We start from the raw sequence: 14,411 nt of genomic DNA on the forward strand, positions 1-14,411 counted from the left end.
GCGGGTCGTGCCGCGGTGGGCGGCGGTGGGCTCAGCCGGTCGTCGAGGCGAGCTGGGTGCGGCGCGCGAGCGTCGCGAACACGGCGGCGCAGGCCGCGGCGAGGAGCACGCCGACGAGGGCGCTGAGTGCGATCCGCGGGCCGCCCTCGGGCAGACCGAGGAACGGGACGAACGGCAGGACGTAGAGGACCAGCGCGAGCGGTCCCACCGTGAACGGCAGGGCGAGCGTGCCCCACAGGCCGCCCAGCCGCTGGTAGACGATCCCCACGAGCAGCCCGGCGACGTTGGCCAGGGCGAACGGCACGACGAGCGCGACCAGGGCGACGAGGAGGTCACCGACGGAGGGGTCACCCACCGGCAGGCCGACGGTCGCCATGTGGACGCCCCAGCCGAGGGCCAGGTGGAGCGCACGCTCCGCGAGGACGAGCAGCCCGAGGGCCACCGCGTAGCCGACCCCCGTGACGACGGCGACGACGAGCGCCGCCCGGACGAACGTGCGACGCGTCATGCCCGCGGCGACGTGCGCCACGAGGTAGGTGCCGCTGACCGCGATGGCCTGGGAGAACGGGAACCAGATCCCGCCCTGGAGGGCGAGCACCGCGATGAGCTGGTCGACCTCGCCGTCGACGAGCCACACGACGAGCGTCGCGACGGCGACGCCGGCCACCGCGAGGCCCCAGAACCAGGCGGCCAGGCGCAGGACGGTCCGGCTCAGCGACTGCACGGTGTTCAGGGTCGGCGACGGACGGGTCACGTCGGTGGTGGTCATCGTCTCCTCCTTCCGGGTCGAGCGGGTGGGTCAGGCGTTCGACGCGAGCTGGGCGCGCCGGGTCAGGGTGGCGAACACCAGGAGCATCACGACCCCCAGCGCGGCACCGATGCCGACGGCGAGCGCCATGTCACCTCCGGGCGTCGTGGTCCACACGCCGGGCAGGTCGACCAGCCGCGCCCCTGCGACGTACTGCGAGACGGCGACCGGGCCGACCGTCAGCGGCAGCGTGAGGGTGCCCCACCACCCGCCGCGCGTCTGGTAGACGATCCCGACCAGCAGGCCCGACAGGTTGCCGAGGACGAACGGCACGGCGAGGTCGAGGAACAGCAGCCAGAACGGCGACGACTCGTCGGTGAGCTGGATCTCGGTGATCGTCGCGTCCCACCCGAGCGCGCTGTGGACGGCCCGCTCGGCCAGGATGACGGCCGTGAGGATCGCCGCGTACGCCAGACCGGCCGTCACCTCGACGAGCACGGCGGCGCGGACGAACGTGCGCCGCGTCATGCCGGCCGCGACGTGGACCCGCAGGTAGGCGGCGACGAGCATGATCGCCAGCGAGAACGGGAACCACAGCGAGCCCTGACGCGCGTACACGGCGATGGACACGTCCACGCGGCCGGTGACGAGCCAGGCGACCACGTTGGCGACCGTGATCGCGGCCACCGCGATCCCCCAGAACCACCCGGCCATGACGAGCAGGGCGGCACCCAGCCGACGCACGGTGTGCGCGACGGGTGTCGTGGTGCGCGCGGGTGCGGTGGTGCCGGTGGTCATCGGTCGACCTCCTGGCGTGCGCGGGACGACGACGCGCCCGTGCGGTTCGGGTCCGTCAGGTGCACGAACAGGTCCTGCAGCGGGACGGGGCCGAGGTCGACCCCGGCCTCCCGTGCGCGGCGCACGTCGCCCTCCACGAGTGCGCCGCGCACGGTCGTCTGGACGGTGCCGCCGAGCCGCTGGGTCGCGAGCACCTCGCGCCCGGCGACGAACTCCTGCACCGCGGTCGCCGGACCGGTGACCGACACACCCTCGGCGCGCAGGCTCTCGGCGTCCTGGGTGACCAGCACGCGCCCACGGTCGAGCACGACGACGTCCTCGAGGAGACGCTCGATCTCGTCGATCAGGTGGCTGGACAGCACCAGGGTGCGCGGGTGCTCGGCGTAGTCCGCGAGCAGCGTGTCGTAGAACGCGTACCGGCTGGGCGCGTCGAGCCCCAGGTGGACCTCGTCGAGGATCGTCAGGGGCGCGCGCGACGCCAGGCCGAGCACGATGCCGAAGGCGGACTTCTTGCCGCGCGAGAGCTTGGACGGCTTGCGCTGCGGCTCGAGCTCGAACAGGTCCATGAGCTCGCCCGCGAGCTCGTGCGAGAACGTCGGGCGCGCACCGGAGACGTACGCGAGGTTGTCCTTCAGCGAGTAGTCGTCCAGCACGTCGCCCGACTCGCGGACGAAGCACACGCCGGGCACGACGCGCTCGTTCTCCCACGGGTCCTCGCCGTCGACGAGGACCCGGCCGGCGGTCGGACGACGGAACGCGGCCACCAGCCCGGCGAGCGTGGACTTGCCGGAGCCGTTGCGCCCGAGCAGGCCGGTGATGGTGCCGGGACGGATCGTCAGCGTCACGTCGTCGAGCGCGACGACGTCGCCGTAGCGCTGCGTGACGCCCTGCAGCTCGACGCCCCAGCCGGTGGTCGTCGCGGTCATCGTGCATCTCCCTGGGGTCCGTCGGTGGTGGTGGTGGGCGCCGGGGCGGTGGCCGCGCGGGCGCGGAGCCGGGCGACGACGTCCTCGACGTCGATGCCCAGGACGCGGGCGGCGTCGGCCACCGGGTCGACGCTGTCGGTGAAGAAGGACTCGCGGGCGTCGGCGAGCAGCCGCTCGCGGGCACCGGGGGCGACGAACATCCCGACGCCCCGGCGCTTGTAGAGCACGCCCTCGTCGACGAGCTGCGCGAACGCCTTGGCCGCCGTCGCCGGGTTGATCCGGAACGTGGTGGCGTACTGCGTCGTGGACATGACCTGCTCCTCGGCGGCCAGGGCTCCCGAGAGCACGTCCTGGCGGATCTGGTCGGCGATCTGCAGGTACACGGGGTCGCGTCCGTCGAACACGGTCACCCCTTCCTGCCGGTTGTCTGGTTCATTACTCGACTAATGAACCATAGAACCGCGCCGGCTGCAACCCCCCGTCGCGGACTGCGAAGCGTTTCGTCCGCGCCACGGCGTTTACGACCACCGCGCGCCGGGTTACGTTCACCGGCATCCCGGTTGTGATCGTTCACACCGCCTCGACGGAGAGGTCCCGACGATGTCCCAGCCACCACCTCCCGCAGACCACCCTCGGGTGCCGCTCACCCGGCGACGCCTCCTGCAGCTCGCCGGTGCCGCCGGCCTCGTCGTCGCGGCGGGGCCGCACCTCGGGCCGCTCCCCCGGGCCCTCGCCGCCGAGACGCCCCTGGCCCGCGCGGAGATCGGCACCCGGGCGCGACCCTTCGAGCTCGGCCAGGTGCGCCTGGCCGCGAGCCGCTGGACCCAGAACCAGGACCGCACGCTGGCCTACCTGCGCAGCGTCGACGTCGACCGCCTGCTGTACAGCTTCCGTGCCAACCACCGGCTGTCGACGCAGAACGCCCAGCCGCTGGGCGGGTGGGAGGCCCCGACCTTCCCCTTCCGCAGCCACAGCCAGGGGCACTTCCTCACCGCCTGGGCCCAGGCGTGGGCCGTGCTGGGCGACACGACGTGCCGCGACAAGGCCACGACGATGGTCGCCGGGCTGGCCCGCTGCCAGGACAACAACGGCGCCGCCGGGTTCGCCACGGGGTACCTGTCGGGATTCCCCGAGTCCGAGCTCACGGTCGCCGAGACGGGGACCGGCAACGGCAACGTGCCCTACTACGCCATCCACAAGACGCTCGCGGGCCTGCTCGACGTCTGGCGGCTGCTGGGCAGCACGCAGGCCCGCGACGTGCTGCTGCGCCTCGCCGGCTGGGTCGACACGCGCACGGCACGGCTGTCGCAGGCGCAGATGCAGACGTGCCTGCGGGTCGAGTTCGGCGGCATGAACGCCGTGCTGGCGGACCTCTACCTCATGACCGACGACAGCCGCTGGCTGCGCGTCGCGCAGCGGTTCGACCACGCCGCGTCGTTCGACCCCCTCGCGGCCAACCGCGACCAGCTCAACGGGTCGCACGCCAACACGCAGGTGCCCAAGTGGGTGGGTGCGGCGCGCGAGTACAAGTCCACCGGCACGACCCGCTACCGCGACGTCGCGCGCAACGCGTGGGCGATCACCGTCGGGGCGCACACCTACGCGATCGGCGGCAACAGCGAGGCCGAGCACTTCCGTCCCGCGAACGCGATCTCGACGTACCTCGACAACGACACGTGCGAGCAGTGCAACACGTACAACATGCTCAAGCTCACGCGTGAGCTGTGGACCCTCGACCCCGACGACGCCCGCTACTTCGACTTCTACGAGCGCGCGCTGCTCAACCACCTGCTCGGCGCGCAGAACCCCACCGACCCGCTCGGCGGCTTCTCGTACTTCACGCCGCTGCGCCCGGGCGGCCGGCGCGGCGTCTCCTCCGGGCCGGCGTGGGGCGGCGGCACGTTCTCGACGCCGTACACGACGTTCTGGTGCTGCCAGGGCACGGGCATCGAGACCAGCACCAAGCTCATGGACTCGATCTACTTCTTCGAGGGCACGACGCTCACGGTGAACCTGTTCATGGCCTCGACCCTCACGTGGGCCGAGCGGGGCCTCACGGTCACGCAGACCACGTCCTACCCCGTGGCGGACACCACCACCCTCACGGTCGGCGGGAGCCCGGCGGGGTCGTGGACCCTCCGCGTGCGCATCCCGTCGTGGGCCACCGGCGCGTCCCTGACGCTCAACGGCGCACCGCTGGGCGTCACGGCGACGCCCGGCACGTACGCCTCCGTCACGCGCACGTGGGCCGCGGGCGACGCGCTGGGCGTGCGGCTGCCCATGAGCGTGCGCGTCGAGCCGACCAACGACGACCCCCGCACGGGCGCGCTCTTCTACGGTCCCGTCGTGCTGTCCGGGAACTACGGCGACCGGACGCTCTCGGCGCCACCGACCCTGGACGTCGCGTCCGTCGCGCGCAGCAGCGCGTCGTCCCTCGCGTTCACGGCCCGCGCCGACGGTCAGGCCGTGCCGCTCGGCCCGTTCTACGACGCGCACGGCCACAACTACACCGTCTACTGGCGCACCGACGGGTCGGGCGGCACGCCCACGGGCGGGTCCGGCCCCTACCGCCTGGTCAACGCCGCCAGCGGCCTGGTGCTCGGCATCGCCTCGATGTCCACCGCCGACGGCGGCCTGGCGCTGCAGTGGGCCGACAACGGGTCCGCCGACCACGACTGGGTCCTGGTGCCCGACGGCGACGGCCTCAAGCTGCGCAACGTCCACAGCGGCAAGGTGCTGGGCGTCGAGAACATGTCGACCGCCGACGGCGCGCGCGTCCTGCAGTGGGGGGACACCGGCACGGCCGACCACCGCTGGACGCTGCTCGACGCGGGCGACGGCACGCACCGCGTCCGCAACGCGCACACGTCGCGCCTGCTCGGCATGCAGGGCAACGGCACGGCGCAGGGCACGCAGGCCGTCATGACCGGCGACGACGGGACCACCGACAACCGCTGGCGCGTCGTACCCACCGGCGCGCGCCGCATCCAGAACCGGAACAGCGGCCTGGTGCTGGGCGTCACGGACATGTCGACGGCCGACGGCGCGCGCGTGCTGCAGTGGGGCGACACGGGCACGGCCGACCACCTGTGGACCGCGGTGCTCGGCGGCGACGGTCTGCTGCGCGTGCGCAACCAGCACACGGGCAAGGTGCTGGCCGTCGACGGCACGGGCAACGGCGGGCGCGCGGTCTCGACCACCGACACGGGCGCGAGCACGCAGCGGTGGCGGCTGCGGTACGGCTCCGGCGGGTACTTCCGGCTGCAGAGCGCGACAGGGCGCGTGCTCGGCGTGGACGGGATGTCGACCAGCCAGGGCGCCCAGGTGCTGGTGTGGGACGACAGCGGCACCGCCGACCACCTGTGGCGGTTCGTCTGACGATCTCCCCGGCGGAGGTGGGCCCCACCGCCTCCGCCGGGGTCCCCCGCGCGGGACCGGGCGCAGGCCCAGGGAGGCCGGCAGGCGCAGCTCGTCGTCGGGCGTCCCGGGGGTCGCCGTGACGACCAGGAGGACCTGCGCCTGCTCGACGGCCGGCGGCGTCAGCCGGTGACGACGGCGCAGCGGTCCTCGCCCGGCGCGGCGGTCCCGGTCGTGCGCGCCAGCAGGGTGCGCAGCGTGTCACGCTCGCCCGCGCTCAGGCCGCGGAGCACATCGACCTCGGCGGTGGCCATGCGGCCCTCGACGTCGGCCAGCAGCGACCGCCCGGTGGCGGTGGCGGCGATGCGGCGCACCCGGCGGTCGGCGGGGTCGGGGCAGCGTTCGACGAGGCCCGCGTCGCACAGGTCGTCGAGCAGGTAGGTCATGACGGTGCGGTCGATGCCGAGGTGGCTCGCGAGCGCCGCCTGGGTCGGCGGGACGGTCGCCTCGGCGGCGACGCGCAGCAGGTGGTAACCGCGCGGGCCGGCCGGGATGCCCTCGAGGGCGTCGGCGACGCCGTCGCGCCAGCGCGCCAGGAGCGTGCCGAGCTGCCAGCCGAGGTCCTCGGCGGGGCGCTCCGGTGCGGGCGCGGCAGCGCGGGTCGTGGTGTCCGTCACGCCGTCAGCATACTCGCGTTCCGGTAGATCGTCTGTCGTGCATATGATCTACCCACTACACGATCTTGGAGGCGCCGTCATGACCGACTACGGGCACGAGCTGCAGTTCGGCACGTTCCTCACCCCGCAGAACGCCGACCCGCAGGCACCGGTCGAGCTCGCGGTGCTCACGGAAGAGGTCGGCCTCGACCTCGTGACGTTCCAGGACCACCCGTACCAGCCGTCCTTCCTCGACACGTGGACGCTGCTCTCCTACGTCGCCGCCCGCACGCAACGCGTGCACCTGTCCGGCAACGTCCTCAACGTGCCGATGCGCCCCCCGGCGGTCCTCGCGCGGGCCGCCGCGAGCCTGGACCTGCTCTCCGGGGGACGCGCCGAGCTGGGCCTGGGCGCGGGCGCCTTCTGGGACGCGATCGAGGCCATGGGCGTCCCGCGGCTCACGCCCGGGGAGGCGGTCGGCGCGCTGGACGAGGCGATCGACGTCATCCGCGCGCTGTGGGACACCGACGGGCGCGGTCCGCTGCGCGTCGACGGGGAGCACCACCGGCTCGCGGGCGCCAAGCGCGGACCGGCCCCGGCGCACGACATCGGCATCTGGGTCGGTGCGTACAAGCCGCGCATGCTGCGGCTCGTCGGGCGCAAGGCCGACGGCTGGCTGCCGTCGCTCGCCTACATGCAGCCCGGCGACCTGGGCCGCGCCAACGCGACCATCGACGAGGCCGCGACCGGCGCCGGACGCGACCCGCGCGAGATCCGCCGCCTGCTGAACATCGGCGGACGCTTCACCCCGACGCCCGGCGGCGGCCTCGACGGCCCGCCCGAGCAGTGGGTCGACGCACTGGTCCGGTACGCGCTCGAGGACGGCACCGGCACGTTCGTCCTGGCCACGGACGACCCGGGGACGATCCGCACGTTCGCCGAGCAGGTCGCCCCCGCCGTGCGGGACGCGGTCGCGGCCGAGCGGGCGACGTCCGGCACCGCCGCCGGACCCGTCCGCAGCGCGGTCGCGCTCGCGAAGCGCGCCCAGGGCATCGCGTACGACACCGTCCCGTCCGACGTCACCGCCGTCGAGCCCGGCGACCGCGCCTACGCGGGGCTGCGCTCGACGTACATGAGGCGCGGTGCCCCCGGCGTCGTCCTGCTCCCCCGCACGACGCCCCAGGTGGTCGACGCGCTCGGCTGGGCGCGTGAGCAGCACGGCCCGCTCGGCGTGCGCTCCGGCGGGCACGGCATCTCCGGCCGCTCGACGAACGACGGTGGCGTGCTGCTCGACGTCGGCGCGCTCGACCAGGTGACGGTCGTCGACGAGGCGGCCCGACGCGTCCGGCTGGGCGCCGGCGCGACGTGGGGCACGGTCGCCGCGACGCTCGCACGGCGGGGGTGGGCCATCTCGTCCGGGGACTACGGCGGCGTGGGCGTCGGGGGCCTGGCGACCACGGGCGGCATCGGGCTGCTCGGACGGTCGTACGGGCTGACGATCGACCACGTCGTCGCGTACGAGGTCGTCACGGCCGACGGGACCGTGCACGTGGTGGACGCGGAGCACGAGCCCGAGCTGTTCTGGGGGCTGCGTGGCGCGGGCGCCAACCTCGGCGTCGTCACCTGGGTCGAGATCGAGGCGGCCGAGGTGCCCGACGTCGTGTACGCGACCATGACGTTCGACGCGTCGGACCCCGCCGGGCTCGTCGAGCGCTGGAGCCGCACCGTGCGGGACGCGCCGCGGCAGCTCACGAGCTTCCTGCACCTGCAGGCCGGCGGCGGCGGGCGCCAGCCGCTCGCGCAGGCCATGACCGTGTGGGCCGACGACGACACGACGTCGGCCGTCACCGTGCTCGAGGAGCTGCTCGGTGCCGGTCCCGTGCTCGACCAGCGCGCGTCCCTGACGCCGTACTCGGGCGTCGTCGGGCCCGTCGCCAAGCACCACGACGGCGGTGCGCCGCCCGTCACCCGGTCCGGCCTGCTGCCGACCATGACGTCCGCGGCCGCGGCGGACCTCGCGGCGCTGCTCGGCTCGGGCGAGGCGGGGCTCATGCAGCTGCGCGCCACGGGCGGCGCGGGCAACGACGTGGCCCCGGACGCCACCGCGTACGCCCACCGGCACCAGGAGCTCGTCGTGAGCGCCTTCGCCGGGCGCTCCACCCGCGCCGGCCTCGACGACGCCTGGGACCGCCTCGCGCACCCCCACATGGACGGCCTGTACCTCTCCTTCGAGACCGACCCGCGTCCTGAGCGCCTGCTCGAGGCGTTCCCGCAGCCCACGCTCGACCGGCTGCGCGCCCTCAAGCGCACGTACGACCCCGACCACGTGTTCGACCAGAACTTCCCGATCGACCCGCGGGGGTAGGTGGGGGCCGCCCCTGCGGCACGCCCTGGGGCGGCCGGCCTCCCCCCAAGGTCGCAACCGAGGTTCCCCGCTGCGCCCCAAGACCGGGCGCCCCTGCGTTGACCAGCATGGATGCAGGTCGCGAGGCCGAGATCCGGAACCGTCCGGACGCTCGCGACGCAGGAGGTCACCATGGGCACGTCGCTACGCCGCACCGAGCCGCCGCACCGCGAGCCGCGCCACACCACGCGGCCGTTGCGCCGCACCGCCGTCGCCCTCGCCGGTGCGGCGCTCGTCGCCACGCTCACCGCGTGCGCCGGGGGCGCCGCGACCGCACCCGAGCCCCGCACCCCCCAGCCCGCCTCCACCGCCGGGCTGACGAAGGCCGACGTCGACGCGTGGCTCGACGACACGCTCCCCGACGCGCTGGCGGAGGCGAAGGTCGCCGGTGCCACCGTCTCGGTCGTGCACGACGGCGAGATGCTCACAGCCCGCGGGTTCGGCGTCGCCGACGTCGCCGCCGGGACGCCCGTCGACCCCGACGGCACGCTGTTCCGGCTCGGGTCCCTCTCGAAGATGTTCACGGCCACCGCCGTCATGCAGCTCGTCGAGGACGGCCAGGTCGATCTCGACACCGACGTCGAGCAGTACACGCAGCTCGGCCTCGACCTCGACCACCCCGTGACGCTGCGCCACCTGCTCACCCACACCTCCGGCTTCGAGGAGCGCCTCAGCGGCATGTTCGGCGCCCCGGGCCAGGCCCCCGACCTGCGGGCCAGCCTCGTCATCGACCCGCCTGAGCAGGTCTTCGAGCCGGGAACAACCCCCGCGTACTCCAACTACGGCAACGCGCTGGCCGGCTACGTCGTCGAGGCCGTCAGCGGGCAGCGCTTCGAGGAGTACGTCGCCGAGCACGTCCTCGCCCCCGCCGGGATGTCGTCCTCGACGTTCGAGCAGCCGCTGCCCGAGGACCTCGCCGGGCAGATGTCGCAGGGGTACGCGACGTCCGACGACCCGCCCTCGGACTTCGAGGTCGTCGGCCAGCCGCCCGCCGGGGCGCTGAGCGCGACCGCGACCGACATGGCACGCTTCATGCTCGTGCACCTGGGCCGGCAGGCCGACGGGGACGACGTCCTCTCCGACGCGACCCGCCGCCTCATGCAGGAGCCGGCGCTCGACGCCGACAGCCTCGGCGCGCTCGCCGCGGGTCCGCGCATGGGCCTCGGCTGGTTCGACGAGACCGGCCGCGGGCCTCGTGCCGTGGGTCACGGCGGCGACACCAACGTCTTCCACACGCACCTGCGGCTGTGGCCCGACGAGGGCACGGGGCTGTTCGTGTCGTTCAACAGCACCGGCCCCGGGCAGTCCGCGTACGCGCTGCGCGACGAGGTGCTCGCCGCGTTCACCGACCGCTACCTGCCCGCCGACGGTCCGACGACGTCGGAGGTCGACGACGCGACCCGCGCCGCGCACGCCGAGGTCGTCGCCGGCTCCTACCGGAGCAACCGCGGCTTCCACTCGACGTTCATGTCCGCGGTGAGCCTGGTCCGGCCGCTGCAGCTGCAGGTCGTCGACGGTGACCGCGTGCTCCTGCCGCCGGGCGTCACGTCGGTCCACCCGCTCCTGTACGAGGAGATCGAGCCGTGGGTGTACCAGGAGGTCGGCGGCGACCGGCGGTTCGTCGTGGAGACCGACGACGAGGGACGTGTCGAGCTGATCGGCCACGACTCGGCGATGACCCTCGTGCCCGTCAGTGCGACGGGCAGCGCGGCCGTCCCCGCCCTCCTCGGTGGTGTCGTCGTCCTCCTCCTGGGTCTGCTGGCCTGGTCCGCCGGCGCCGTCGTCCGCAAGGTACGGGGCCGCACCGTGCGCGACTCCGCGGGGCCTGGCACCTCCCCCGCGTCGCCGTCCTCCACGTCACCGTCCCCCGCGTCACCGTCTCGGGCCCGGCTGCGCCTGCCCCGTGCCCTCACCCGTGTCGCGTCCGCGTCGGCCGTCCTCGCGGTCGCCGGCTGGGCGTTCGTCGCCATGAGCATCATGCAGCTCGAGGGCGACTTCCCGACGTCCGTCATCCGCGTCGTGCAGGTACTCACGTGGATCGGCGTCCTGGGTCTGCTCGCCGCCGTCTGGCGACTCGTCGCGGAGTCCCGTGCCGGCACCGGCCCGCTGCGCGTCGCCGGGGCCGGCGTCCTGCTCGTCGCGTTCGCCGCGGTCTCCTGGTCCGCGAACGAGCTCCTGCTCACGTCACCGAACATCACCTACTGAGCCGGTCGGCACGCGAGGATGTCCGACATGGAGAGCCCCCGGGGCGTCGCCCCCGAGGCGTGGTGGGCCGAGCGCCTGTCACGCCTCGGGGTGCGCGGCCCCGCCGCGCGCGACCTGCTGCTCGCGGTCGCGGTCACGGTGCTCATGGTCGGCGTCGCGTTGGCGACGATGACGGCCGCCGCGGCCGAGCTCCCCGGTGCGCGGGCCGTCCTGCCGTGGATCGTGCTGGTCGTCGCGGTGCAGAGCCTGGCCCTCGCGCTGCGGCGGGTGCGGCTGGACGCCTGTCTCGCCCTGGTGGTGGGCACCCAGGTCGCGATCGTGGCGCTCGCCCCCGACGTGTCGGTGCGGACCGTCGCGGCGCTCGTCGCCGGCGCGACGATCGGCCTGAACCTGCCGACGGGCCGGGCGCTGCGCGTCGCCGGCGCGGTCGCGCTCGCCGAGGCGGCCGGCACGACCGTCGCGATCACAGCCCGGGGGGCCGGCGGCGACGCGGTCCTGCAGCACGGCGCGTCGTCCCTGCTGATCTGGGGCGCAGCCGTGCTGATCGGGACGTACCTGGCGACCCGGCGCGACCACCTGCGGCTCGTGCAGGAGCGCGCCGCCCAGCTCGAGCGCGAGCGCGACGCGCGGGTCCGGTCCGCCGTCGCCGAGGAGCGGGCCCGCCTCGCGCGCGAGCTGCACGACGTCGCCGCGCACCACCTGTCCGGCATGGTCGTGCAGGCGGCGGCCGTCGAGCGGCTCGTCGGACGGGACCCGGACGCCGCCCGTGCCGGGGCCGCGTGGCTGCGCGACCAGGGCCGCGAGACGCTCGACAGCCTCCGGCAGGTGGTCGGGCTGCTGCGCGGCGACGACCAGCAGGACGGCACCGCACCCGTCCCCGGCGTCGCGGCGCTGCCGGACCTGGTGCGCGGCGCCCGGGACCTGGGCGACACCGTCGAGCTCGCGGAGGTGGGCGCCCCGCAGGCGCTGCCGCCCCTCGCGGACGTCTCGGTCTACCGGGTCGCGCAGCAGGCCCTCACGAATGCTCGGCAGCACGCCCCCGGCGCACCGGTGCGGGTGCACGTGGAGCACGCGCGCGACGCGGTGGTGCTGGACGTCGTCAACGGCGCGCCGCTGTCGGCCGTCCGCCCCGCGCCGGGCGAGCACGGCGGCGCGGGGCTCGCCGTGATGCGGGAGCGCGCGGCGCTCGTCGGCGGCACGCTCGACACCGGGCCGACGGACGACGGCGGGTGGCGCGTGCGGCTACGGGTGCCGGTGGACGGGGCGGCGTGGCACGACGACGGGACGGTGGGTGAGCCGGTGGGCGACGACGGGACGGTGGGTGCGTGATCCGGGTGGTGCTGGTCGACGACCAGGCGGTGGTGCGCGCGGGGTTCCGCGTGCTGCTGGAGGACTACGGCGACCTGGAGGTCGTCGGCGAGGCGTCCAGCGGCCCGGACGCCGTCGCGGTGGTGCGTCGGACGCAGCCCGACGTCGTCTGCATGGACGTGCGGATGCCGGGCGGCGACGGGCTGACCGCGACCCGGCAGATCGTCGCCGAGCGCGACGGCGCCGCGCTGCCTGCCGTGCTCGTGGTGACGACGTTCGACCTCGACGAGTACGTCTTCGGTGCGCTGGAGGCGGGCGCCGAGGGGTTCGTCCTCAAGGACTGCGACCCCGCGGACCTGGCCGACGCGATCCGCCGGCTGGCCCGCGGCGACGGCATGCTCGACCAGTCCGTGACCCGGCGCGTCATCGCGGAGTTCGCGCGCCGTCGACCCGCGCCCGCACCGGGCCCCGAGGCGGAGCTCCTCACACCGCGCGAGACCGACATCGTCCGGCTCCTCGCCCAGGGCCTGTCCAACGCGGAGATCGCCGACGCCCTGTTCGTCGAGCCGTCCACCGTGAAGTCCCACCTCGGCCGCGCGATGACCAAGCTCGGCACCCGCGACCGCCTCCAGACGGTCGTCTGGGCCTACCGCACCGGCCTGGCCACCCCCACCCCCCAGGCGTGAGAGTGCAATCCAGCCCCCACCCCCCAGGCGTGAGAGTGCAATCCAGTCACCCCGCAGGCCGTGAGAGTGCAATCCAGTCACCCCCGCAGGGCGTGAGAGTGCAATCCAGTCACCCACACACCGCGAGAGAGCAGCACCGGTCGGAGCCTGCCCTTCGGCTCACGGAGGTCGGTCCACCCGTCTCGGGGACTGACCCCGGAGCGCCGACCTGCGACGATGCCCGCGGCAGCAGGCCAGGGCCCGACCGACCGGAGCAGTGGTGCGACACGAGCGGACGGGCCGCCACGGACGGGGCGGAACCGCGTGCCTGGCCGGACGTGCCCGGGTCGGGCGCGCGGACGGCACGCCTCGACTCCTCGGCACGGCTCGCGACGGGACTCGCCGTCGGTGGCGCCGCGTGGGCGCTGCTGACCCTTCCCCTCGTCGCCATGCGTTGTTCGTGGCCCGTCGTCGACACCCTGGCCGGGGTCGAGCCGTACCGCTGCGTCGGGGCGTGGGTGGGCGACCCGTACGTCGTCGTCGGCGCGCTGGCCGCGTTGTCGTTCCTCACGATCGGCGTGGCCCTGCTCGTAGCTCTGCAACCGGCGCGGTGGGGCGGGCGGGTCCTGGCCGTCGCGACGCTCACCGGCGCGGTGGTGACACCCGTGAGCTACCTCGGCGCCGACGAGGCCTCCCCGCTGCACGCGTGGTGGGGCGCCGAGGCCGTCGTGCTCGGTGCTGTGGCGGTCGCCGGGGTCGCTGCCGCACTCACCGCGGGACCGGGAGGCAGCGCCGCGTGCGGGTGCTGCTCGCGTGCTCCCCGGCCGTCCTGCTCGCGGGGATGCTCGCGCTCGGGTACTACCCGCACGGGTGCCTGGCGGGGTTCGGCGTCGCCGTCGCCGTGCTGGCGCGCTGGGACCGGGCGCCCGCCCGACCGGCGACTGAACCGCGTCCGCCGCCGGACTGCCGCACACACGTGGGCCCCGGCGGGGTCCGCGTCCGCCACCGCCTCGACAGCGGCCCGGTCCAGCAGTCGGGACCACCCGACGGCGAGACCGGGATCGGCGCGCTCATCGCCGCGGGATCGGCAGCCGATCCCGGTCTCGCGGCCGACCGTCTCGTGTGGCGGGTGTCGATCGCCACCGCACGGAGTGCATGATCCGCGCGGCCCGGTTCCCTGGAGAGGCAGAATCACCCGCTATGACCGGAGACGACGTCCTTCTCCCGCTGCGACGCAGGCGGCCGACGCTCGAGCTGCCCATGGTCCCTCTGCGCCGCATCAGGATCCCGGTGAGCGGGCGTGAGGCGTGGCCCGGCACAGGATCGCAATGGCACGGCCTCCCT

General features: G+C 74.6%; 11 protein-coding genes. 6 read left to right on the forward strand and 5 right to left on the reverse strand.

Features of this window, described 5'->3' with window-relative positions; all coding sequences use genetic code 11:
• Nucleotides 1-31 precede the first annotated feature (31 nt).
• The 4 genes from IR158_RS06375 to IR158_RS06390 are packed head-to-tail and all read right to left on the reverse strand — an operon-like array spanning nucleotide 32 to nucleotide 2,876.
• Nucleotides 32-769, reverse strand: coding sequence for a hypothetical protein (locus IR158_RS06375; protein ID WP_291810915.1), 738 nt, complete (start codon nucleotides 767-769; stop codon nucleotides 32-34).
• A 30-nt stretch (nucleotides 770-799) separates the two neighbouring features.
• Nucleotides 800-1,546 carry a hypothetical protein gene (locus IR158_RS06380; RefSeq protein ID WP_291810917.1) on the reverse strand — a complete coding sequence of 249 codons (747 nt, stop codon included), beginning with the start codon at nucleotides 1,544-1,546 and terminating at the stop codon, nucleotides 800-802.
• Nucleotides 1,543-2,472, reverse strand: coding sequence for an ABC transporter ATP-binding protein (locus IR158_RS06385; RefSeq protein WP_291810920.1), 930 nt, complete (start codon nucleotides 2,470-2,472; stop codon nucleotides 1,543-1,545). The genes IR158_RS06380 and IR158_RS06385 overlap by 4 nt, the downstream gene beginning before the upstream one ends.
• A complete protein-coding gene (locus tag IR158_RS06390; RefSeq protein ID WP_291810923.1) occupies nucleotides 2,469-2,876 on the reverse strand; it encodes a GntR family transcriptional regulator in 408 nt (135 codons plus the stop codon). The genes IR158_RS06385 and IR158_RS06390 overlap by 4 nt, the downstream gene beginning before the upstream one ends.
• A 232-nt stretch (nucleotides 2,877-3,108) precedes the next feature.
• Here IR158_RS06390 and IR158_RS06395 point away from each other — a divergent pair, with 232 nt between their 5' ends.
• Nucleotides 3,109-5,850 carry a beta-L-arabinofuranosidase domain-containing protein gene (locus IR158_RS06395; RefSeq protein WP_291810926.1) on the forward strand — a complete coding sequence of 914 codons (2,742 nt, stop codon included), beginning with the start codon at nucleotides 3,109-3,111 and terminating at the stop codon, nucleotides 5,848-5,850.
• A 161-nt stretch (nucleotides 5,851-6,011) separates the two neighbouring features.
• Here IR158_RS06395 and IR158_RS06400 read toward each other — a convergent pair whose 3' ends face one another.
• Nucleotides 6,012-6,506: a MarR family transcriptional regulator gene (locus IR158_RS06400; protein ID WP_291810928.1), complete on the reverse strand. Its 495-nt coding sequence runs from the start codon at nucleotides 6,504-6,506 to the stop codon at nucleotides 6,012-6,014.
• Between the two features lie 79 nt (nucleotides 6,507-6,585).
• Between IR158_RS06400 and IR158_RS06405 the strand changes: the two genes are divergently transcribed.
• The 5 genes from IR158_RS06405 (at nucleotide 6,586) to IR158_RS06425 (ending at nucleotide 14,226) form a co-directional block, all read left to right on the forward strand.
• Nucleotides 6,586-8,850 carry an LLM class flavin-dependent oxidoreductase gene (locus IR158_RS06405; protein WP_291810931.1) on the forward strand — a complete coding sequence of 755 codons (2,265 nt, stop codon included), beginning with the start codon at nucleotides 6,586-6,588 and terminating at the stop codon, nucleotides 8,848-8,850.
• 171 nt (nucleotides 8,851-9,021) lie between these two features.
• Nucleotides 9,022-11,094 (forward strand): serine hydrolase, encoded by a 2,073-nt coding sequence (locus tag IR158_RS06410; RefSeq protein WP_291810933.1) that lies wholly within the window; start codon nucleotides 9,022-9,024, stop codon nucleotides 11,092-11,094.
• A gap of 27 nt (nucleotides 11,095-11,121) precedes the next feature.
• Nucleotides 11,122-12,423, forward strand: a complete 1,302-nt coding sequence (locus IR158_RS06415) for a histidine kinase (protein WP_291810935.1) — start codon at nucleotides 11,122-11,124, stop codon at nucleotides 12,421-12,423.
• Complete coding sequence (locus IR158_RS06420; RefSeq protein ID WP_291810940.1) at nucleotides 12,420-13,088, forward strand: response regulator transcription factor; 669 nt, start codon at nucleotides 12,420-12,422, stop codon at nucleotides 13,086-13,088. Before IR158_RS06415 ends, IR158_RS06420 begins: the two co-directional genes overlap by 4 nt.
• Before the next feature lie 775 nt (nucleotides 13,089-13,863).
• Nucleotides 13,864-14,226, forward strand: a complete 363-nt coding sequence (locus IR158_RS06425) for a hypothetical protein (RefSeq protein ID WP_291810943.1) — start codon at nucleotides 13,864-13,866, stop codon at nucleotides 14,224-14,226.
• The last annotated feature ends 185 nt before the right edge of the window (nucleotides 14,227-14,411 follow it).

This window comes from Cellulomonas sp. (assembly GCF_015234515.1).
GTDB lineage: Bacteria > Actinomycetota > Actinomycetes > Actinomycetales > Cellulomonadaceae > Cellulomonas.

Excerpts from the sequence above, each read along its gene's own strand:
- IR158_RS06375 (WP_291810915.1), bottom strand. The coding sequence starts at position 769 with ATGACCACCACCGACGTGACCCGTCCGTCGCCGACCCTGAACACCGTG.
- IR158_RS06380 (WP_291810917.1), bottom strand. The coding sequence starts at position 1,546 with ATGACCACCGGCACCACCGCACCCGCGCGCACCACGACACCCGTCGCG.
- IR158_RS06385 (WP_291810920.1), bottom strand. The coding sequence starts at position 2,472 with ATGACCGCGACGACCACCGGCTGGGGCGTCGAGCTGCAGGGCGTCACG.
- IR158_RS06405 (WP_291810931.1), top strand. The coding sequence starts at position 6,586 with ATGACCGACTACGGGCACGAGCTGCAGTTCGGCACGTTCCTCACCCCG.
- IR158_RS06410 (WP_291810933.1), top strand. The coding sequence starts at position 9,022 with ATGGGCACGTCGCTACGCCGCACCGAGCCGCCGCACCGCGAGCCGCGC.
- IR158_RS06415 (WP_291810935.1), top strand. The coding sequence starts at position 11,122 with ATGGAGAGCCCCCGGGGCGTCGCCCCCGAGGCGTGGTGGGCCGAGCGC.